This is a genomic window from Streptomyces sp. So13.3 (assembly GCF_005860785.2).
GTDB lineage: Bacteria > Actinomycetota > Actinomycetes > Streptomycetales > Streptomycetaceae > Actinacidiphila > Actinacidiphila fildesensis.
In genome coordinates, this window is the sequence record NZ_CP048835.1 from 6,404,047 (window position 1) to 6,423,612 (window position 19,566).

A 19,566-nucleotide genomic window follows, 5' to 3' on the forward strand; every position below is an offset into this window, starting at 1 on the left:
CTCCGGATCAGACGGCGACGGGCGTGGTGTCCTGGGGCGCGCTGCGCCCGGTGATGGCGAGGAACGCGTCCTGCAGCGTCGCGCCGGGCGAGCCGGCGTACTCGGCCTTGAGGGCCCGCGGGGTGCCCTCGGCGACGATCCGTCCGTGGTCGACGACCACCAGCCGGTCGGCGAGCGCGTCCGCCTCGTCGAGGTAGTGGGTGGTGAGGAAGACCGTCGTGCCGTGCTCGGCGCGGATGGTGCGCACCAGGTCCCACAGGTCGGCCCGGCTGCCCGGGTCGAGTCCGGTGGTCGGCTCGTCGAGGAAGAGGATCTGCGGCCGGTGGGTGAGTCCCATGGCGATGTCCAGCCGGCGGCGCTGACCGCCGGACAGGGCGGCGCACTTGCGGTCGAGCAGCCCGTCGAGGCCGAGTTGGCCGGCGAGCTCCGTGGCGCGGGCGGTGGCCTCATCCTTGGCCAGCCGGTACATCCGGCCCTGGGTGACGAGCTCCTCGCGGACCGAGATCGCCGGGTCGACGCCGCCGGCCTGGGCGACGTAGCCGATCCGCTCACGCACCCCCGAGGGGTCGCGGGCGAGATCGCGGCCGGCGACCGTGGCGCTGCCGCCGGTGGGGGCGAGGAGCGTGGTGAGCATCCGCAGGGGGTGACGATCGCCGAGATCGCCGACGCGGCCGATGTGTCGGTCAACACCGTCTACAACTACTTCCCCGACAAGGCGGACCTGTTCTTCGACCGGCACGACGCGGTCGTGGAGCGGCTCTCCGGCATCGTGCGCGGCCGGCGGCCCGGCGAGTCCGCGGCCGGAGCCGTCGTCCGCGCGCTGCGCGACGAGCTGGTCATGGTCTCGCCCTCGCTCGGCCTGATCCCCGGTTACGCCGGCTTCATGCGGATCTGCCACTCCTCGCCCACGCTGATGGCCAAGGTCTGGCGGATGCAGAACCTCGCGCAGGACGACCTGACCCGCACCCTGGAGCGGGAAACCGGCGCGGACCGGGGCGATCTGATGCCCGAACTGGTAGCCGGTCAGATCGCCTGGCTGCAGAACACGGTGATGCGCGGCATCGGCCGCGCGATGGCCGACGGCGGCGAGCCCAACGAGGTCTCGCGGGCGGTTCTGGTCAAACTGGACGCCATGGAAGCCCTGCTGAGCGACGAGATCCTCAACTATGCGACGAAAGACACAGAGTGACCCGCCTCTCTTCCTACTGCGCCGGGGTGTGAGCGGGCGTTAAGGTCCGGCCAGAATCCCCGAACGTAAAGGTGTGTGTCGTGGCGAAGAAGCTCGCCGTCATCGGAGCCGGTCTCATGGGCTCCGGCATCGCCCAGGTATCGGCGGCAGCCGGTTACGACGTGGTGCTGCGTGACGTCACGGACGAGGCGCTCGCCCGCGGTCTGAGCGGTATCCAGGCCTCGTACGGGAAGTTCGTCGCCAAGGGGAAGATGACCGCCGAGGACGCCGAGGCGGCGCTCGCCCGGATCACCGCCACCACCGAGCTGGAAGCCGTCGCCGACGCCGACATCGTCGTCGAGGCGGTGTTCGAGAAGATCGAGGTCAAGCAGGAGATCTTCCGGGCGCTCGACAAGATCGCCCGGCAGGACGCCATCCTCGCCTCCAACACCTCCGCCATCCCGATCACCAAGATCGCGGCGGTCACGGAGCGCCCGGAGCGCGTCGTCGGCACCCATTTCTTCTCGCCGGTACCGCTGATGCAGCTGTGCGAACTCGTGCGCGGCTACAAGACCAGTGACGAGACGCTGGCCGCCGCCAAGGCCTTCGCCGAGGAGATCGGCAAGACCTGCATCGTCGTCAACCGCGATGTGGCGGGCTTCGTCACCACCCGGCTGATCTCGGCGCTCGTCGTCGAGGCAGCCAAGCTCTACGAGTCCGGGGTCGCGTCGGCCGAGGACATCGACATCGCCTGCAAGCTCGGCTTCGGCCACGCGATGGGTCCGCTGACCACCGCGGACATGACCGGCGTCGACATCCTGCTGCACGCCACCGGCAACATCTACGCCGAGTCGCAGGACGAGAAGTTCGCCGCACCGGAGATCATGCGCCGCATGGTCGACGCCGGCGATCTGGGCCGGAAGAGCGGACAGGGCTTCTACACGTACTAACCCTTTTCACTCCCAGGAGTGAATTCGGTATCGGTTCGCTCACAGACGGCAACGTTTATATGCGACGAACCGTCAGTTGTGGTGAGCCATCGCGGAACCCATCACACCATCACTCCAACGGGAGCGATTTATGCATATCCAGGGCGACCATGCCGAGCTGGTCGTCGGAGGCCGTCTCGACGTCCGCAGCGCGGCGGACGCCCGTACCGTCCTGCACACCGCCGTGGACTCCGGTTGCGGCGATCTTGTGCTGGACCTGACAGCATTGGATTCGTGGGACGCCGCGGGGCTGGGCGTGATCATGGGAGCGCACCGAAGGGCGGGCCGGGTCAACCGACGGCTCGTGCTGCGGGGCGTTCCGCCACAGATGCAGCGGCTGCTCGTAGCCACACGACTGCACCGAATCCTGGCGATCGAGGCTGAAAGGTGATGTAAGGGGAGCGCAACGCCCCTGCCCTTCGGCAATACTGTCCGGGGCTTTAGAGTTCGGTTTCCGGCCTGCCACTCGGTGGGTCGAGGAGGGGAACCGGACCGGTCCGGCTAAGCGGACTACGGTGGTCCGACACGACCCCGTACGCGACGCATATGGGGGGCGGAAACAATGGACCCACACTCCGGTCGACCAGACGATCTCGCGGTACCAGAGCCCGAGACGGGTGCCGCCGACGAGACCATGGCGCTGGCGCGCATACCGCGCCCGCCGCGCGAGCCTGCCCCCGTCTTCGGCGGGGAGACCCTGTGGCCCGAAGGGGACCCGGGTCGCCCCGGTCCCGCCCGGGTCGTCCAGGTGGTCGCCGGCGACTTCCTGCTCACCGTCAACCCGGTGGACGGCAGCGAGGTCGCGCAGTGCCCGCCGGAGGAGCGGCGCGCTCCCGCGCGCCGCACCCCGCAGGACCGGCTGCGGCAGGCGAAGGACCGCCGCCCGCAGCTGCCCCCGGGCCCGCGTGCGCCCGAGCTGCCGCTGCTGGAGCGCGAAGAGGAACGGGAGCGGCTCGTCCGGTTGCTCGCCCGCGGCCGCTCCGTGCGGGTCACCGGCCCCTCCGGCGCCGGCCGCAGTTCGCTGCTGGACGTCGTCGCCGACGCCTGCGCCGACCTCGCGCCCGACGGGATACTGCGGCTGTCCGGCTACCGCCGCACCTCCGCCGACCTGCTGCAGGACCTCTTCTCCCTCGTCTACGAGGTCGACGGGTACCGCCCCGACCGCCCGCGGCTCCTGGAGCTGCTGAGCGACGTCGGCGCGATCGTCGTCCTGGACGACCTGGAATTCGGCGGCGCCGCGCTCGAAGAGCTGCTGAACGCCGTGCCGGAGTGCGCCTTCCTGATCACCGCGACCCCGGACGTCGCCGCCCCCGCGTCCGACTCGCTGATCGAAGAGGTCTTCCTGCCCGGCCTCACCCGCGTCGCGTGCCTGGCTCTGCTGGAGCACGTCGTGGAGCGCCCGCTCGACGAGGAGGAGGCCGCCTGGGCGGCAGACCTGTGGTTCGAGTCCGAGGGTCTGCCGCTGCGTTTCTTCCAGGCCGGTGCGCTGCTGCGGCAGCGCGACGTCCTGCGCAACCCGATCGAGGCCGAGCAGGAGTGGGACGACTCGGTCTGGACCTCGGGCTCAGGGCCCGAGGCCGACGGCCCGTTCGACGCCGAGCCCGCCGGTCGTATACCGCTGCCGTCGCTCGCCGAGAGCGCCGCGCCCGCCGAACTGCTCGCGTCCCGGCTGAGCGAGGCGGCCCAGCAGGCGCTGGACTTCGCCGTCGCGCTCGACGGCGAATGCCCGCACCCTTCGCACCTGCCCGCGCTCGTGGGCGACACCCACGGTGACGCCGCGCTCGGCGAGATAGCCGCCTGCGGCCTCGCCGTCCCCGTCGCCTCGCACTACCGGCTCGCCGCCGGGGTGCGTCAGCAGCTGTCCGTAGGACTCTCCACGGAGGCGGAGGACACCGCCCTCGCCCTCGCCGCGGCCCAGCACTACGCCTGGTGGGCGGGCCACCCCTCGGTCGCCCCCGAGCGGGCCGCCACCGAGGCCGAGGCGATCCTCGCCGCGATGGCCGCCTGCCGCGACGCCGGACACCCCAGCAACGCCGTCCTCCTCGCCCGCACCGCGGCCCCCGCGTTCGCCGGCGCGCTGCACTGGAGCGCCTGGGAGCGGGCACTGCGGATCGGGCAGGAATCGGCCCGGCTGGCCGGGGAAGTGGCCGAAGAGGCGTACTTCCATCACGAGTTGGGCGTCCTCGCGCTCTGCACCGGCAGCCTCGACCGGGCCCGGGCCGAGCTGGAGGCCTCCATAGCCCTGCGCGGGGCGCTCGCCGACCGCCAGGGCACCCTGGTGGGCCGCAGGACCCTTGCGCTCGTCAACGACCGTTCCAGCGGCTCCGTGGCGCTCACGCTGCCGGGCGCCGGCCTGGAGATACCCGGCGCCGGCCCGGACTCGCACCTCGCGGCGTCCGCCGCGCCCGGCCGCGATTCCTACGAACCGCCCGTCACGGTCATCAGCAAGCGGCTCGCCGCGGGCGGCCCGCCGGCCCGCAGGACCGCACGGACCGTCTTCGGAAACTCCCGCCGCAACCTCCTCGCCGCGGGCGCGGGCGCCGCACTGGCGGCGATCATCGGCACGGTCGTCACGCTCGGCACCTCGGCGGGCAGCAGCGAGAACCGCAACGTGCCGAACAACGTGAAGCCGGTCGAGTCCGCCCAACCGGACGACCAGAACGCGGGCCTCCCCGCCGACGAGCAGACCACGGACGGCGCCACCTCCCCGAAGCCGGGCACCCCCTCGAAGGGCGCCACCGCGACCACGCAGCCCGTCACGTCCGGCGGCACGTCGTCGGTGCCGGGCAACGGCGGTCAGACGTCCTCGACGCCGGGACACACGCCGTCCACCAGGCCGGGCACGACAGGCGGCGGCTCAGGCTCGCCGACGCATACGACCACGCCGCCGACGACTCCGCCCACAACACCTCCGACCACGCCGCCCACAACACCTCCGACGACTCCGCCCACCACGCCGCCGACCACGGAACCGCAGTCCGGCGGCACTGGCGGCTAGGACGTAACGCGAAGGCCCCGGCCCCCGGACGTTCGCCCGGGTCGGGGCCCAGCGCGCCTAGCGTGATCCGCTCGTGAGCGGAACGGCCTGCGATCAGAACAGGCGGAGTTTGTCGTCCTCGATGCCGCGCATCGCGTCGTAGTCCAGGACGACGCAGCCGATGCCGCGGTCGGTGGCCAGGACGCGGGCCTGGGGCTTGATTTCCTGGGCGGCGAAGACGCCCTTCACCGGGGCGAGGTGCGGGTCGCGGTTCAGGAGTTCGAGGTAGCGGGTGAGCTGCTCGACGCCGTCATACCTGTCTGCATGTACCGCTACATGGTACAATGCCTGGTACTAATGGTGGAACGGCATGAAATGCGCAACTCCTGCAACCAAGTCCCCGGTCAAGCTGGTCGCTAGGTCTCCCAAGACACTCCGAGCTGTTGTCTACGCTCGGCTGAGCAAGAACCGCTACGGGCTCAGTACCAACACAGCTATCCAGGTTGCCGAGTGCCTGGAAGAAGCCAGGCACTACGCCCGTGATCGAGGGCGTGAGCTCGTCGTTGTCGCCTCCTTCGAGGAGGACGACGTCAGTGCCAGCCGATACTCGACAAAGCCGCGGCCTGACTACGACCAGGTCGTAGACCTCGTTCGTGGCAACTGGGCAGACGTCATCTTCGGTACGGAGATGGAGCGTCTGTGTCGTCGGCCGCGTGAGATCGATGATCTGATCACGCTGGCTGAGACCACCGACCTGAGCGAGATCTACTTCACCTCGGATGAGGGCTACGACCTCTCCACCTCAAACGGCATCTACCGGGCACGCCAGGCCGTCAACCAGGCAGAGCGCGAGAGCCGGAAGATCTCCGAGCGCACTCGGCGGAAGCAAGCCGAACGAGCCAAGCTGGGCTTCAGCCACGGTGGTCACCGCGCCTTCGGCTTCAAAGCGGGGAACGCGGAGCTCGAACCGACGGAAGCCGTCGTGCTCCACAAGATGGCCGACCGCATCATCCTGGGCCACTCGTTCAAAGAGGTGGCCTACTGGGCGAACGAGGCCGGCTACCGAACGACTGAGGGGAAGCTTTGGTATCCCATCACGGTCCGCAACATGCTGCTGCGCAAGCGCTACATCGCCATCCGGGTTCACAAGGGCGCTGAGTACCCCGCCCAGTGGCCAGCTGTCTTCAAGCAGGAGAAGTGGGACCGGCTCCAGCTGACCATCAAGCTCAACCGCGACAGCCATGGTCAGCGGGCGCAGGGGTCGCGCTACCTCCTGACGGGGTTCCTTGTCTGCGGAAAGTGCGGCAAGACCCTCAACGGCATGGTGAAGCGAGACCGAGCGACCACTCCGCTGCGCCGGACCTACCTGTGTCGAGTCCAGGGCGACACGCAACGCAAGCATGGTTGCGGCGGTGTGCGCCGAGGAGCCGATCCGCTGGAGGACTTCATCGCCGAGGCCGTCCTATACCGGCTCGACACCCCTGACCTCGGGAAGCTCATTGAGGACAACGACTCCACCGACGAGCAGTTGGGGGAGCTGCTGACCCAGCGGTCGCAACAGAAGCAGCGCCTGGACGAAATCATGGACGACTACGGGGCCAGCGTGCTGACCCGTGCGGAGATGACTCGCGCCATGGGGCGTGCGAAAGCCGCGCTGGAGAAGATCGAATCGGATATCGACGGTCTCAACCGGCACCGGACCGCCAGCGGACTCATCCCGATCGGCCAGTCGATGCGTGAAGCCTGGGAGAAGAGCGGCAGTGACGAGTGGCGACGTCAGATTGTGGGGCTACTCATCGAGCGGGTCATCGTCCATCCTGGCAGCAGCAAGCCGTTCTACAAGGGAAAGTGGCGCTTCGATCCGACGCTTATTGAAGTGATTTGGCGAGTGTGACCTTCTGAGCAATGTCACGTAGGACTTGCGGGTCGGTAACTTTCTCGGTGAAGCCCTGAGTAGCCGTGGACGTGCGGACGAACTCCGCTATTAACAGCCGATCAGCTGGTTCGCTATATGAAGGATTGGTTTGTCGCGGTCTGTGACCCATGCCAAAATGTCCTGTTGCTGTACCTATTGTAACTCATCTCTAACTCACGCCAATGGTCTAGATCGTGAAAGCTCTGGTCGATCCTTGCCGTGAGGACGTCTATGCAATCGACCTTTTTTTCAGTACGTCAGCAACAGAGCTCACACTAATGGCGGCCATCGTACGCAGCGAGCACCTTGTTTGGGATGCGCCCCCTGTCAGCCATGGCATAGCCGTTCTGGCGGGCCCAGTCTCGGACATGGGCAGCTAATGATCTGTTGCAGGCCGAGGTGGTGAGTACTTTGAAGCACATATGAGGTTGAGTCGCAGGATCGCGAATAGTAAGCCGCGGTCGTCCGCGGCGGCATCATGTGCGGCTATCTGGTGATTTGCTTTCCGAAAAGGGTCTTAGTACGTCGAGCCGAGCTTGCAGTTCAGCCGGTAACTTAACCTCCGCATGAACCACTCTACCGTTCTCAACTTCCTCTTCGATGAGGTCTGCGATAGCCTTCATTCTCCTGCACCAGAGCGAAAGAGTGGAGGCAAAAACCTCCACTTTTTGCTTTCCGGAGCCAAAATCAGAGGTTCGAGCGAGCTCATACGCAGCTTCTTCGAAATTGAAAGAGTCGCTAATTGGCTGGAACCATTTCTTGGCTTTAAGAAGCACTTTTCCGTGTTCTAACACTAGGCTGTCTGCCAGTTCGATCAGGGCGCGCCTTTGGGTCGCTCCGTCACTATCGAGGAAAATTGATCTAAGGTTGCTGGCGAAGTGAACTGCTCTGATCGAAGACGCGAGCACATTCCAACCCATCTCTGGGTTCTTCACGATGATGGCCTTCAGTCCGTCTATCTGCTTCTTGTACTGGCCGTGATAGCTCCTGTAGTCCTCCTTGTCGATCTCGCCAGCGGCCCTCATGTCTGTTAGGTTAAGATCACGTTTTTCCAAACGCGCAAGCTCCTCCCGATGCTCCTTAAGCTCGGCAATCTGTCCCTTGTGCTTTGACTGGAAGTCCTTGATCAGAAGATTGATCGCCTGGTCGCGGAATTCTGAGATCACTCGGTAGCCCGCCAGGGAATCTAGGATGGCGTTGATAAGTTTCGGTTCGCTGATTGGGCGTTCAACGCAGAATCGTATTTTCGAGTTGCGAGAACAGTGGTAATAGACGTAGATAGCATCACGGTTTGTGCCGGCATAGTGCTTGCGTTTTTCAGTGGCAGTCACCACTCGGCCGCATGGGCCGCACATCAGCAGGCCTGAGAACTTGATGTATGGCCGATTAGTCAAACGTCTGGTATTGCCATGAGACGAGTGCCGCATAAGCTCCTGTAGCCGCTCATATTGTTGGAGGGTGATGATGGCCCTATGTTTACCCTCCCGTAGCTCACCCTTCCAGAGGAAATGGCCGGTATAGAAGACATTGCGAAAGATATTAAATGCCGTGCTATAGGTGATCGGTCGGCTACTTCTACGTTCTGTGTTTCGCGTAGTGAGGCCCCACTCTTCGGCCATCAGCCGCTGGAGCTCAGCAATCGTGTAATTTCCTGTCAGTGCATGATTCATAGCGCGCTCTACAATCGAGAGGCGTCCCTCGTCTGTCACTACAGCGCGGTCCCCCTTGCGTTTTCTATTTCCGTCCGTCTTGTATCCAATGGGCACAGGACCCGGATACCAACCTTGGTCCACCTTCTTAGATTGGCCGCGGTCGACTTCCCGGGCTAACTTTTCCGATTCGTACTCTCCTTGGGACAACATATTTTTGAGAAGCCACAAACCTTCTGGCGACTTCTCGAAGGAGAACGTGACAAACTTCAGGTCGAGCTTCCCCGCCTTGACCAGACGGACTATCGTTGCGGCATCTTCGGTGTTCCTAGAAAGTCGATTTGGATGCCATGCGATAATGCCGCTGATCTCGCTGGCCTCAACCTGCTCGACGATCCAATTGAACTTCTTGCGGCCTGGGCGGAAGGCGCTCTTGCTCTCCCGGATCGGCTCATCGAGTGTGTTCAGGTCAGGGAAAGACACATCCATTTGCTCAATCTGAGAAGGAATCGAGAGAGCCTGACGCTCGGAACTTTCCGTGGACTTTCGGGCGTACTTTACCCACAGCTCAACTCTGGGCGGCAGGGCTGCCTTGGCCTGTGATTTCACGCGGGCTGCTATGTAGTCGTGCGGCATCCATATGGTCCTCCATTAATTGACCAGAGACGGGATTTACTTTATGTCCCGCTGTCTTCTGATGATTGCTCTAATTGCGTATACTGTCCAGTCTTTTCTATTGTCATCTTTTCTAGCTGTTGCTTAATTTGAGGATGGTAGATGAGGTTCACTAAGAACATGAGATTGTTGATCTCCTCGACGGCTGCTTCGTCGCTCACCTCCTCGTTGAAGTAGTTTTTGCAGAGCTCCTGATATTTCTTGATGTCTTCCTCTTCAAAAGTAATGGTTCTTCCTCCATGATTAAAAGTTAAAAGGGTGCACAGCGTGAGCCGTGCACCCCTGTCGGTGTGTGGTCAGGCCGCTACCGCCTCCCGCGCCAGCTTCAGCGCCTGAGCTTTCAGCGGCTCAGGCCGGATGAGGGTGCGGTTGAGCTTGGTCTCCCAGGTGCGAGACCGGCGGACGTGGTCCAGGTACTCGCCTGCGGCCTGTACGAGCCCGTAGGCGGTGTGGGCGATGGGCGCGGTGGTCGGTGAGGCCAGGATGAAGCGGACGGCGTCTCGGGCCTCCTCCACGTTTCTGGCGACGCGGTCGGTCACCAGACCAGCCGGCGGCATGGGGATGAACTCCCCAATGAACAGCTCGCGCTGTCGAGTCGAGACCGGTATGCCGAGCAGTTCGATGGCCAGCGCCTCGTAGGCGCGCATCTCCTGGCGAGCGCCAGTGACGGCCTCGCGGGCCTGGGCGACGCGGTTGCGCCAGCCGGGCTTGTGGATGAAGGAGAACGTCGTGCCGGTGCGGTCGCCTTCGAGTTCGGCAGCGCGGAAGGTGTTGGCACAGACGATGCGAACCGCGGTAGCCCTGAGGGTGCAGCCGCCGGGCTGGCCGTGCCGGTTGGTGATGGCTAGGTACGGCAGCGTGACGCTGTCGTCGCCGGGCAGCTGGATGGGTTCATCCAACGAGGCCAAACACCAGACGGAGCGACCCTCATCCAGAACGCCCGCGGTTTCCCACGAGACGTTCGGCTGCTCCAGGACGGCTTCGACGATCTCGCCCATCTCGCGGTGGTCGATGACGGCGTAGGTCTCCCGGTTAATCCAGAGCGTGGCGTTGGTGTCAGACCGAGCGATGCGCTGCCAGCCCTCGATGGGCCGGTACAGCGGCTGGCCGTGGCCGTCGATACTGACAAGCTCGTAGACGGCTTCGGTGATCGGGTCCCAGGTCAGGCCGGCCAGTTGGCGGGCCTCGTCCCAGGATTTGGGGTGCTGGTCCAGGACCAGTCCCTCTCGGTGCCAGGGCATCTCCCTGACCGAGAACATCGATTCAACGTTGGCGGACATAGCCGCCTCCTTTCGCCCGCTGGTTGCGGGCATGGGAATGGGGCGTCGCGGCAGTAAGTGCTGCGACGCCCCGGGGGTGGGTTGTGAAAGGTGCGATCTACAAGTTCGGCCGAATCAGGTCTCCCTTAGCTCGTTCCAGAAGTAACCGCAGTTTGGATCGGGTTTGCCGCTGAACACGGAAACCGGGATCACGTCGTCCTCCTCGTTCTGCCAGCGGTGATGCGCCAGCACTCGGATGACAGCGTCGAGCGCGCAGTCGGCCGCGATGACGTAGGTGTAGGGCTCCTCACCGTCGTGGCGTTCTGATCCCGCGACGGTCACCGTGTAGGCGGCCATCACGGCTCTCCGGCCTGTTCGGCCGGGGGTTTCAGTCCGCGTGGTGTGCCGATTGACTCTGTGGCTACCCCTCCGTTTCGGAGACGTTGACCGTCAGCTCGAAGCTGGTGCTGTAGTCGTCCACGTTGTCCAGACCGGTCAGGTCCGGCACGAGGTACTTCTCGGCGTCCTCGGTGGCCGCTTCCTCACTGCTGTCCTCAACCTCGTAGCTACCGGAGATCGTGTAGGTCACCCGGACACGGGTCTCGTAGGGCTGAAGGCCGAAATGGGACAGGAAGCCGTCCAGTCCGTCGCGGCAGATGGTGCCGTCCTCGTGCTTGGAGATGGCGTAGGCGCGAATCTCTTCAACGCGAGCGGCGTGAGCCTGACGATGCTCGGCGTGCGCCTCCAGGGCAACCCGACGGCAGATGGTCAGAGCTTCGACGGCGTTGCGCAGCGTCTCCTCGCGGAGCGCCGGGTCGGTGATGGGCTCGATGCGCAGTACCGCTGTGCCGTAGCTCGTGATGCGGCCCGCGAAGTAGACCTCGACCAGGGCGGTGTCCACGACGCGCAGGATGACGGCGGCGTTGTCTCCCGCCATGACGGGGGCCGGCAGCAGCGCTGCCAGGTCTTGCGGCGGAAGCGTCCGCAGCAATTCGGTGGTGAGGTCAGCCATAGCTGACTCCCTTCCGAAGGTAAGAACAAGCACTGATTTCAGTGGTGGGGCTCAGTGCTCAGAGCCGTTCGGGCAGGCGCCCGCCCGACCGGCCGTGGCTCAAGCGGCCGGTCAGGCGGACGCCTGCGGGGCGTCAGAGCTTGCGGAAACAGGTGCGGCAGCGGTCGCCGCCGAGACGCATATCGGCATACAGGCGGTGCGGAAATACATCCGGGCTGAAGTTCTCTTTTTCGCGATCGAGATCAAGTTTGCGGGCATACTCGTTCAGGATGTTCTCAGTGGTACTGCCTCCTGCTCTGGCAATGGGCCAGTAGGGAATGATGTGCTCGCGCAAGCATGGCGGGCAAATGAGGCCCTTGGCCGAGAAGTATCCAGCAATGTCGAGGGCCTCCTGCCGTTCTTTTTCGAAGTCGAAGTTTTTGTCTTGAGGTACAGGCACGGTGGTGTTGGTCATGCTGCCTCCTTTCTCGTGGGTGGACCACGGGTAGACGTTAGAGTTAGCTACGGGAATTCAGGGTTGCGCAGGGTCTTCAGTGCGTCAGCCTCAGTCGTAGCCAGGTAGAGGCCCTGAGTATCGGCTGGTTGGGAAGCAATGACGCGCGCGATGTTGTCGGTTCGGTGTTGGTCTGGCGCGATGAACAGTACCGCTGGGTTGATGCCATATCGGGCATACTCGAAGTCGGACAGTTCATAGTCCCGATAGGTGCGGCACTTCTGATCAATGGCTCCAAGTCCTTCGGTGTTGCGGTCGATCTCGATGAACCAGTGCAGCTCCATGCCGCCGAAGAAGAGTCGGACTACAGCATCGGGTCGGAGCAGCCGACGGCGGCCGGCGGAGTCCAGAAAAGTACGCTTGGCTGCGGCCTCGGCTAGGAACTCGATGACCTTTGGGCCACCATGGCGTTCATCCTCGACCAAGCGAACGTAGAGATCTCCAATCGCAAGCCAGTGGGCGAGCTTAGATGCTCCAGGGCGCCAGGTCTTGCGTTGCGGTTTGACGATTTCGGGGACGGCTGCTGCCAGGCGCGCTCCTCCAGTCGTGAGTACATAGATCGATCTTCGAGGACCGGGCCTTCCGCTTGCAACGGCGTTAGGTAACCTGCGAATGAGGCCTCGCTTCGTTAGACGCCGCAGATGACGATGGGCTAACTGCCGCGCCTTGGCTGGTTCGTTTCCGCCGAAGACGGTGCGTGCTACCTGCTCAGCGGTGGCCACTCGAATGCTGGCAAGGGTTCTTAGAACCGTCTCTTCGAGCACGGTTATCGTGGTGGCTGCTTGGCGCAGGTAGGGCGGATAGATTGCATACTTGGGGTCGTACGAGGCGTGAGTGATAGTTGATTTCTCCAGATGTTTAGGGGTGTGTGAAAAGTGAAAGAGGAAGGATGTAAATGTCATACAGAGTTTGCCAGCATCAACAGATAGAGATCGGACGTTGGTCGAAAAAGATTGGTACAGGATTAGAGACAGTCCCAGTTAGCTACGCGGGCGCACCCAGAGTGGCCTTCGCGGAGTTACTGCGGCAGCCTGGCGGTCATGGATCTCGCGCTCGACATCGGCCGGTGCGCGTCCGTAGGTAGCTTGTGAAGCAGCCCGAGCTGCCTCTCCGTACCCAGTCGGCTCCGGCGGCGGACTGGTCGTGATGGTGACAGCCGGAGTGACCTTGCTGCCCGTGACGACACTCGCCAGGGCGGTATGGGCATCAAGGCTGAGCAAATCTTGCGGCTCGACCGGTGTGCCGAAGGTATGAGCCAGTGTGGCGGCATCATCGGGGCCGGCCTGGAAGGCCACTTTCGTTCGCGCCTCGCTGAGCAGGGCTTTCCGCAAGCTCGTAGGAGTCTGCGCCAAGTGTTGGAGGGCTGCGACCAGGCCGAGGGCATGGCCGCGGGCGCGAGCCAACATGTCGGCCAGGTTGGCACCGCTGCGCAGGAAGCGGGCGACCTCATCGATATACAGGGCAGCCTGCTCGCGTTGCTCACGGACAATGGCCGTGCGTTTCAGAGCGGCGTTCCACACCATATGAATGATCAGGCCACCGAGCAGGTCTGCGGCTGGCGCGCCGACTTGGCCGGACGGGAGTGCGACGACCAGGATCTTGCGGCCGTCGATGACGTCTTGGACCGACCAACTCGGCTTGGCTTGCCCGACGATGGCGCGCAGTTGACGTCGGTCGGTCAAGGGCGAGACCTTGTTGAGCACAGCTGAGACCGCCTGCTCGCGTTCACCGTCAGCCCACTGGTCGAAGCGAGCAAAGAACGCTCCCACGGTCGGCGCGAAGCCTGAATCGAGACGCTCCACCAGCGAGCCGCGGAACCGGCGATTCGTCAGGACGGCCGGCACGTCCACCAGCGTCCCCCCAGGGGTGGCTGCGAGGAGTACCAAGGCGTTCTTCAAGATCTCTTGTAGCCGTGGTCCCCAGCCTTCCGATTGATCGTGCAGGAGCTCCAGGACTTGGTCAGCCACGAGCTCGGCGTCTTGGAGGGGGCAGTCCAGAGGATTGAGTCCCACCGGATGATCGCTGGCGGCGTCAAAGTAGATGAGGTCGTGAAGGCGGTGAACCGGCACGCGGTCGACGACATCTCGGGCCAGGTCCCCACCTGGATCGATGACGATCACGGCGCGACCCGCCTCCATGTCCTGAGTGATTTGGTTCAGTAGCAAGGTGCTCTTGCCGGTGCCGGTGGCGCCGGTGACCAGTTGGTGCATCAAGGCGCCAGCTGGTGGTACGGCAACCGGACGCTGCAAACCGTCATAGGCAGCAGTGCCCAGGAGGCGACCGGTTGAGGGCACCTCGACGGACGGCGGGAACAAGCGGCTACCACTCAAGGCGAGGCCTGGCACGGTCGGACCGCCCAGCGGCCACGCCAGCATGGTGGCCGTCTCCAGGGCGTTGCCGTAGATCGGGCTCGTCAGCGGCCGACTGGTGGCCCCCCGGGTGAGCCAGTCAGCAACCCGCTGGGGTAGCCACCGCGGCACCAAAGAGGCCCCCTCCTGATCTAACAGGTGAAGGTTGGCCATGACCCGGCCGACGAGCAGGTGAGCTCCAGTTCGCCCAGGGGCAACAGCTCCCACCGCGCCGTGGATACCGAACCAGGGTTCGGCGGTCTTGGCGCGGAAGGCGGCCAGGTCTTGGATGTCGGTGATGGCCGGCGGTGCAGCCCTGACTAGCTGAACCAGGCGATGCAGCCAGGGCGGCAGCAACTGCGAATCAGAACGAACAGACGCCCGTGATGTGGGGACTCGAACAGGAAACACGACGAGCTGATAGACCAGCGTCTCGTCTGGGAACACCGGCTGAAGCGTGTTGAGCAGCCCGACGGCAAAGGTCTCGGCCACGCCCGTCCGCAACGGGCGGAGGATCGTGGTCAGGCCAATCCGCCGGAGCCAAGTGGCCCGGGGTAGGGCCGGCGCTTCAAGGAGGGTGGCTCGCAGGCCTGGTACAACGGCGCGCAGCTGCCGTAGCAGTACGTCGGCTTCGTACCGAGGCAACCGCAAGCGGTGCTCGATCCGGCCTGGCAGGCCTATGCCTTCGAAGACCACGCTGTCCCGACCAAAGAGCCAGCCACGGGACGACCGCATGCGTCCGAGGACACGTACGAAGGCCGTCACCTGCTGGATGGTCAGGTCACGCGGAAAGTTGAGGCAGTAGGTCAGCCGGTTGGTGTCTCGGGAAACTTGGTCGCGGTAGCGCAGGTAAATGATAATTGCGGACGTGGCGCATAGGAGCGCGGCGCTGGCGACGAACTGAATACTCTCACTCATTGGCGGGTCTCCGTTAATTACAACTGGGAGCCCGGTGAACAAGGGACAGTACCCGAGATGGTACCGATCAGGTGGATGAACTTTCGGAACATCCACCTTCCAAAGTCGCAAAAAGCCGCGGTGAGCGGCCTGCGAATTTGACAGGTCAAAATTGTTTCAAATTCAAACCCGTACATCCAGTATACCACGAAAACTATTGAATTGTCAATAAGTTTGTGGCTATAGCAAGCGTTTTTTCGGCATTTTCTCTTGCTCCTATCTGTTGGGGGATGAACCCCGGCTTGAAGGAGTGGCGCGACCCGCGCACCCCGGAGTTCGTAGATATCCGGTGACGGGTCTAACCAAGATAGTCGCCGCAGTCACGCCCGTCGGCGCCCGCGGTTCTATTCGTAGCAAATTGAATCGGCTTGTATTTCAACCTATGTCGTGCTTATGGTGAATCTGGCGAACCTCATCTGACCCGGCCCTGAGGTGCTTCATGGAATTCAGAGACCAGGAGATACGGGCCGAACTCGGCCGTGCCAGCGCCAAGCGGCCACCGGGTGGCTCGTCCGCGACCAGGTCGAAGTCTGAACAGCCGGCTGCCTGCGCCAGAGCTGCCCTCAGTCCCGCCCGCTGCAAGGGAACTGACCACCAGCACCAGACACACGGGAAGTAGGACCGATGCCCTCTCGCTCCCCAACCGGGCGCCCCCGGAAGACCCCGTACAGTACCTCTGTGACTGCTGAGACCATCGTAGAACCCGACCCCATCGTCTCCGCCGCCGACGTGTGGCAGGGGGACGCATTTGATCTTGCTGTCACGCTCCCGAAGCACTCGGTTGATCTGATCATCACCTCACCTCCTTACTGGGGCCTGCGCACGTACGGACAGGACCACAACGAGGAGATTTTGGCTGAGTGGCTGGCTAGTGGCGAGAGCGCGCTCGAAGTACCGCCCTACGACTGGTATCGGAAGCAGGGCGGCATCCTTGGCATGGAGCCGCTGCCGGAGTGGTTCGTGGCTCACCTGGCTGAGCTGTTCCAGATCCTGGCCCCTGCGCTCAAGCCCAACGGCAGCGTGTGGCTCAACATCGGGGACACGTACTTCGCTCGTTGGTCCAGCATTCGCATGGACGGCCGTCAAGGGCTAGGGGACAACCCCCGCATGCGCCGGCGCACCCCGATGGGGGGATGGCGGCAGGAGAAGCAGTTGCTCCTCATCCCTGCCCGCTTTGCCATCGCGATGCAGGAGAACCGGTGGATTCTCCGCAATGACTTGATTTGGAACAAGCCCAATGTTCCGCCGCGTCCGGAGAAGGACCGACTGCGCCTCGCGCACGAGCACTTCTTCCACTTCGTCAAGCGACAGACTCAGGGTCGCCCCAAGTACTACTACGACCTCGACACCGTCGAGGATGGTCAGCGTGACGTCGTAACCGTGAACGTCAAGGCGGGGGCCGATGGGCACTCGGCGACCTTCCCATACGACCTCATCCGCCCGCGTATCGAGAGCTCCTGCCCGCCAGGTGGCGTCGTGCTGGATCCGTTCTGCGGTACTGGCCGTTCCCTGGTGGTGGCACGAGAGCTTGGACGCCGCGCGTTGGGATTCGAGCTAAACGATGAGTTTATGGCTGTTACCCGGCGAAACTTGGACGCAGTGGACGCACCCAAACTCTTTTAGCTGAATTCCCATGACAGGCGTCGGCGGCAGGGCATATAGTCCCACACTGTGTCAGATGAGACCTACGGGGAAAACCACACCGGGACCAATTTCATCGCCGAGTACTTTGGGCACCAAGTGTACCCAAAAGTGGCGTCTTCCGAGCTAGCTCTAGCGGACCAACAGGCTGAACACTGCCCGTTTTTGACGCTGGCCCTCGATGAAGACACGGCTTGCGCCAAGGGGGACACAGCTAAAGGAATCTGCACCGTTAGCACTGCCGTTGAGGGCGTGCGCTACGACTGGCTGGTCTGCCCCCATCGAGCCCTCGACCCGGCATTTATGGGAAGCGCGGCCCGCCGGCTGTTCAACTATCAGCCCCACGAGGTTCTCCACTTTATTGGAGCTCCAACCCTCGCGCACGAGGCAACTCAACAGCAGGTGCTCGAAGCCCTAAAAAACGGCGAACGGGTGTTGCTCTACTTCCAGGAAAAGCTCGGCGGAGAGCTGGGCATCCGCAAGACGGCGGTTACCCCAGAGCTCTCCTTCGACTGGACGCTTATCGAAATCGTGGATGTCGCTCCGAACTTCCAGTTGGGTCGTGTCGGAATTCTGGAGCTACAGACGATGGACTTCCACGGATCCTACAAGCACGCGCTGGGTGAAGTCCGCGACAAGTTCGAAGCTGACCCGGATGACTTTCAAAACGTCCTAGACAGCGACGTCGGCCGAGCAGCGCTCTCGAAGAAGATGGAGGGACCCAACCTTTCCAACGTCTTCAAGCGAACATTCTATCAAATGGCTTATAAGTTTCAACTTGCCAAGCATGACGACTGCTCTGGTTGCGGCTTCGCCATCCCGTACCCCGTCTGGCAGAGCTGGCTGCGTCATCTGGGCAACCCCCAGACAGTCGATAACGGAGATGGCACCTTCTCTCTGGGATCGACTCCGCAAAGCACGACGGTACGCAAGACGTGGATCTTCGTCTTCAAGTTTGGCGACGAGGTCGGACCCAAACCCCGAGACATCCAAATGTGGCGATCAATCCATGTCGACGTAGAGACGCTCATTGACCTCGCGCTCCGGCACTCGCCCAATCTCGCGGTTGAGTCGGGGGAGCCCATCAAGTCGGTGACCGAAAAGGCCACCCAACGCATACGGCGTCTCTGGCCGGCGGCAGTTCCCCGGACACCACGACGTAAGCGCACACCTATCGATCAGCCAACTCTATTGGATCTGGTAGAGGGCTCGTAGCCGCAGCTTGCCTTGGCCGGGGGCCGCTCTACAGGACGATCCTCGGCCCGGGCCAGATGTCGGTTCCCTGAACACCAGCGGCTTTGGGGCGGGCAGGAGGACCAAAGGGGCGCAAGCGGTTCGGCGTCACCGACACCCTCGGTCTGCGCTCCTCGCCGTCCGAGTCGCCGCGGCCAGTGAGCGCCAGCTGACCCATCACGGGCTGGCAGGACACGTCGGTGACAGGCTTGAGGTAGGCGTCGAGTGAGCTGGGACCGTGCTTGGAGTGGCGATGATGGTGGAGCAATCGGCAGGCTTCTCCATGTCATGCTTGAGATAATGGCTGGCGAAGAGGCTCATAAAGATCAAGCCCGCTGCGGCAAGGGCCAGATGGATCGTAATTACCGTCAGGAGAGTCGGGTCGCCCAGCTTGAGGTTGCCAGCGTCCAGCATCTCAATCTGGGTACCCAGAACGGTGATGCCAGCAATCAGACTCAGCAGCAAGAGGATAGCCCCTGTGCCAAACTGCCATGTATCAGCGTGCCCCGTGTTGGGATAAAAAACAGTGAGCGCCAAAACAAGGACGGCGGTCACCGCTGCCGTGGTAGCAAGGCCGTAGTTACCAACCGCGACAATGGCCGCGCGGTGATTTTCTTCCCTATTCGTAGTCGGCACTCGTGTCCTGGCCCCGCTCATTCGACGAATAACGGCCAGGGCCAGGATCACCTTTAGAATGGCCCGGCCGAGTGTGCGCGCGTGACGGCGGGCCGACTTCGCTTGATTCGGGACGACTTGTTCGGAAGCCTCGGGATCATCGTCGGGCACTGTCAAAACATATCACGCAGGCAATCGAGTAGCTCCTTGGCCGGCCAGATTGCGGCCATCATGGGCTGATACTTTAGTCGAACGGCTCGCAGGATGATCGGCAGGTCATCGGCAGTCAGGTAGTCCAAGGGGAAGAATTGGAATGTTTCCTTGATGGGCAGCTCGAAGATTTCTCTAAGTTGCGTCACATCCACGCCGCCGGAATTCTCGCCCAGGACAGCTTGCCAGGTTTCGGACGAGACCACGACTTCCCGAAGGATGAACTCCTTGATTTCTGAAGATAGGGGGTGGCCGCCCTGACCAATGGACTTCAGGCCGTAATCCACACATTGGGAGATGAACTCGTCACGCTCGAAGACGTTCGTCACGTTTCCTCCAGTGGCACCGATGGAGATATGCTGGGATTCCCTTGTAGTAGCTGCCTCAAACCTGCCATTGGCATCTTCACTCACATAGACGCAAGC

General features: G+C 63.3%; 17 protein-coding genes and 2 pseudogenes. 7 read left to right on the forward strand and 12 right to left on the reverse strand.

Annotated features, from left to right (window positions below; genetic code table 11):
• Positions 1 to 7 precede the first annotated feature (7 nt).
• Positions 8 to 640, reverse strand: a pseudogene (locus C8250_RS28770) (ABC transporter ATP-binding protein); the annotation flags it as partial.
• Between the two features lie 3 nt (positions 641 to 643).
• Here C8250_RS28770 and C8250_RS28775 point away from each other — a divergent pair.
• From C8250_RS28775 to C8250_RS28790, 4 genes are all read left to right on the forward strand, one after another.
• Positions 644 to 1,189 (forward strand): TetR/AcrR family transcriptional regulator, encoded by a 546-nt coding sequence (locus C8250_RS28775; protein ID WP_244809423.1) that lies wholly within the window; start codon positions 644 to 646, stop codon positions 1,187 to 1,189.
• A gap of 80 nt (positions 1,190 to 1,269) precedes the next feature.
• Entirely contained in the window at positions 1,270 to 2,118 is an 849-nt protein-coding gene (locus C8250_RS28780; RefSeq protein WP_138355951.1) for a 3-hydroxyacyl-CoA dehydrogenase family protein, read from the forward strand.
• A gap of 130 nt (positions 2,119 to 2,248) precedes the next feature.
• Positions 2,249 to 2,548: an STAS domain-containing protein gene (locus C8250_RS28785; RefSeq protein WP_138355950.1), complete on the forward strand. Its 300-nt coding sequence runs from the start codon at positions 2,249 to 2,251 to the stop codon at positions 2,546 to 2,548.
• Positions 2,549 to 2,719: 171 nt separating this feature from the next.
• Positions 2,720 to 5,155 (forward strand): ATP-binding protein, encoded by a 2,436-nt coding sequence (locus C8250_RS28790; protein ID WP_187145019.1) that lies wholly within the window; start codon positions 2,720 to 2,722, stop codon positions 5,153 to 5,155.
• Positions 5,156 to 5,248: 93 nt separating this feature from the next.
• Here the strand turns inward: C8250_RS28790 and C8250_RS28795 are convergent.
• Positions 5,249 to 5,446, reverse strand: a pseudogene (locus C8250_RS28795) (endonuclease NucS domain-containing protein); the annotation flags it as partial.
• A 58-nt stretch (positions 5,447 to 5,504) separates the two neighbouring features.
• On the opposite strand from C8250_RS28795, the gene C8250_RS28800 reads away from it, so the two are divergent.
• Positions 5,505 to 7,028 carry a recombinase family protein gene (locus tag C8250_RS28800; protein ID WP_138355949.1) on the forward strand — a complete coding sequence of 508 codons (1,524 nt, stop codon included), beginning with the start codon at positions 5,505 to 5,507 and terminating at the stop codon, positions 7,026 to 7,028.
• A 296-nt stretch (positions 7,029 to 7,324) separates the two neighbouring features.
• On the opposite strand, the gene C8250_RS28805 is transcribed toward C8250_RS28800, so the two are convergent.
• The 8 genes from C8250_RS28805 to C8250_RS28840 all read right to left on the reverse strand — a co-directional run bounded on the left by C8250_RS28805 (position 7,325) and on the right by C8250_RS28840 (position 15,403).
• Positions 7,325 to 7,471, reverse strand: a complete 147-nt coding sequence (locus tag C8250_RS28805) for a histone-like nucleoid-structuring protein Lsr2 (protein ID WP_138355948.1) — start codon at positions 7,469 to 7,471, stop codon at positions 7,325 to 7,327.
• A gap of 54 nt (positions 7,472 to 7,525) precedes the next feature.
• Complete coding sequence (locus C8250_RS28810; RefSeq protein ID WP_138355947.1) at positions 7,526 to 9,334, reverse strand: recombinase family protein; 1,809 nt, start codon at positions 9,332 to 9,334, stop codon at positions 7,526 to 7,528.
• Positions 9,335 to 9,669: 335 nt separating this feature from the next.
• A complete protein-coding gene (locus C8250_RS28815) occupies positions 9,670 to 10,653 on the reverse strand; it encodes a DUF932 domain-containing protein (RefSeq protein WP_187145020.1) in 984 nt (327 codons plus the stop codon).
• 114 nt (positions 10,654 to 10,767) lie between these two features.
• A complete protein-coding gene (locus C8250_RS28820; protein ID WP_138355945.1) occupies positions 10,768 to 10,989 on the reverse strand; it encodes a hypothetical protein in 222 nt (73 codons plus the stop codon).
• 64 nt (positions 10,990 to 11,053) lie between these two features.
• Complete coding sequence (locus C8250_RS28825; RefSeq protein WP_138355944.1) at positions 11,054 to 11,644, reverse strand: hypothetical protein; 591 nt, start codon at positions 11,642 to 11,644, stop codon at positions 11,054 to 11,056.
• Between the two features lie 133 nt (positions 11,645 to 11,777).
• On the reverse strand, positions 11,778 to 12,098 hold the full coding sequence (locus C8250_RS28830; RefSeq protein WP_138355943.1) for a hypothetical protein: 321 nt from the start codon (positions 12,096 to 12,098) through the stop codon (positions 11,778 to 11,780).
• Positions 12,099 to 12,145: 47 nt separating this feature from the next.
• A complete protein-coding gene (locus tag C8250_RS28835; RefSeq protein WP_138355942.1) occupies positions 12,146 to 13,039 on the reverse strand; it encodes a replication-relaxation family protein in 894 nt (297 codons plus the stop codon).
• A 78-nt stretch (positions 13,040 to 13,117) separates the two neighbouring features.
• Complete coding sequence (locus tag C8250_RS28840) at positions 13,118 to 15,403, reverse strand: type IV secretion system DNA-binding domain-containing protein (RefSeq protein WP_138355941.1); 2,286 nt, start codon at positions 15,401 to 15,403, stop codon at positions 13,118 to 13,120.
• A 717-nt stretch (positions 15,404 to 16,120) separates the two neighbouring features.
• Between C8250_RS28840 and C8250_RS28845 the strand changes: the two genes are divergently transcribed.
• Together C8250_RS28845 and C8250_RS28850 are read left to right on the forward strand one after the other, a co-directional pair.
• Positions 16,121 to 17,065 carry a site-specific DNA-methyltransferase gene (locus tag C8250_RS28845; protein WP_244809425.1) on the forward strand — a complete coding sequence of 315 codons (945 nt, stop codon included), beginning with the start codon at positions 16,121 to 16,123 and terminating at the stop codon, positions 17,063 to 17,065.
• A gap of 48 nt (positions 17,066 to 17,113) precedes the next feature.
• Positions 17,114 to 18,298, forward strand: a complete 1,185-nt coding sequence (locus tag C8250_RS28850; protein WP_138355939.1) for a hypothetical protein — start codon at positions 17,114 to 17,116, stop codon at positions 18,296 to 18,298.
• A gap of 195 nt (positions 18,299 to 18,493) precedes the next feature.
• On the opposite strand, the gene C8250_RS28855 is transcribed toward C8250_RS28850, so the two are convergent.
• Together C8250_RS28855 and C8250_RS28860 are read right to left on the reverse strand one after the other, a co-directional pair.
• Positions 18,494 to 19,102 (reverse strand): hypothetical protein, encoded by a 609-nt coding sequence (locus C8250_RS28855; protein WP_138355938.1) that lies wholly within the window; start codon positions 19,100 to 19,102, stop codon positions 18,494 to 18,496.
• A 2-nt stretch (positions 19,103 to 19,104) separates the two neighbouring features.
• On the reverse strand, positions 19,105 to 19,470 hold the full coding sequence (locus tag C8250_RS28860; RefSeq protein WP_138355937.1) for a hypothetical protein: 366 nt from the start codon (positions 19,468 to 19,470) through the stop codon (positions 19,105 to 19,107).
• Between the last annotated feature and the right edge of the window lie 96 nt (positions 19,471 to 19,566).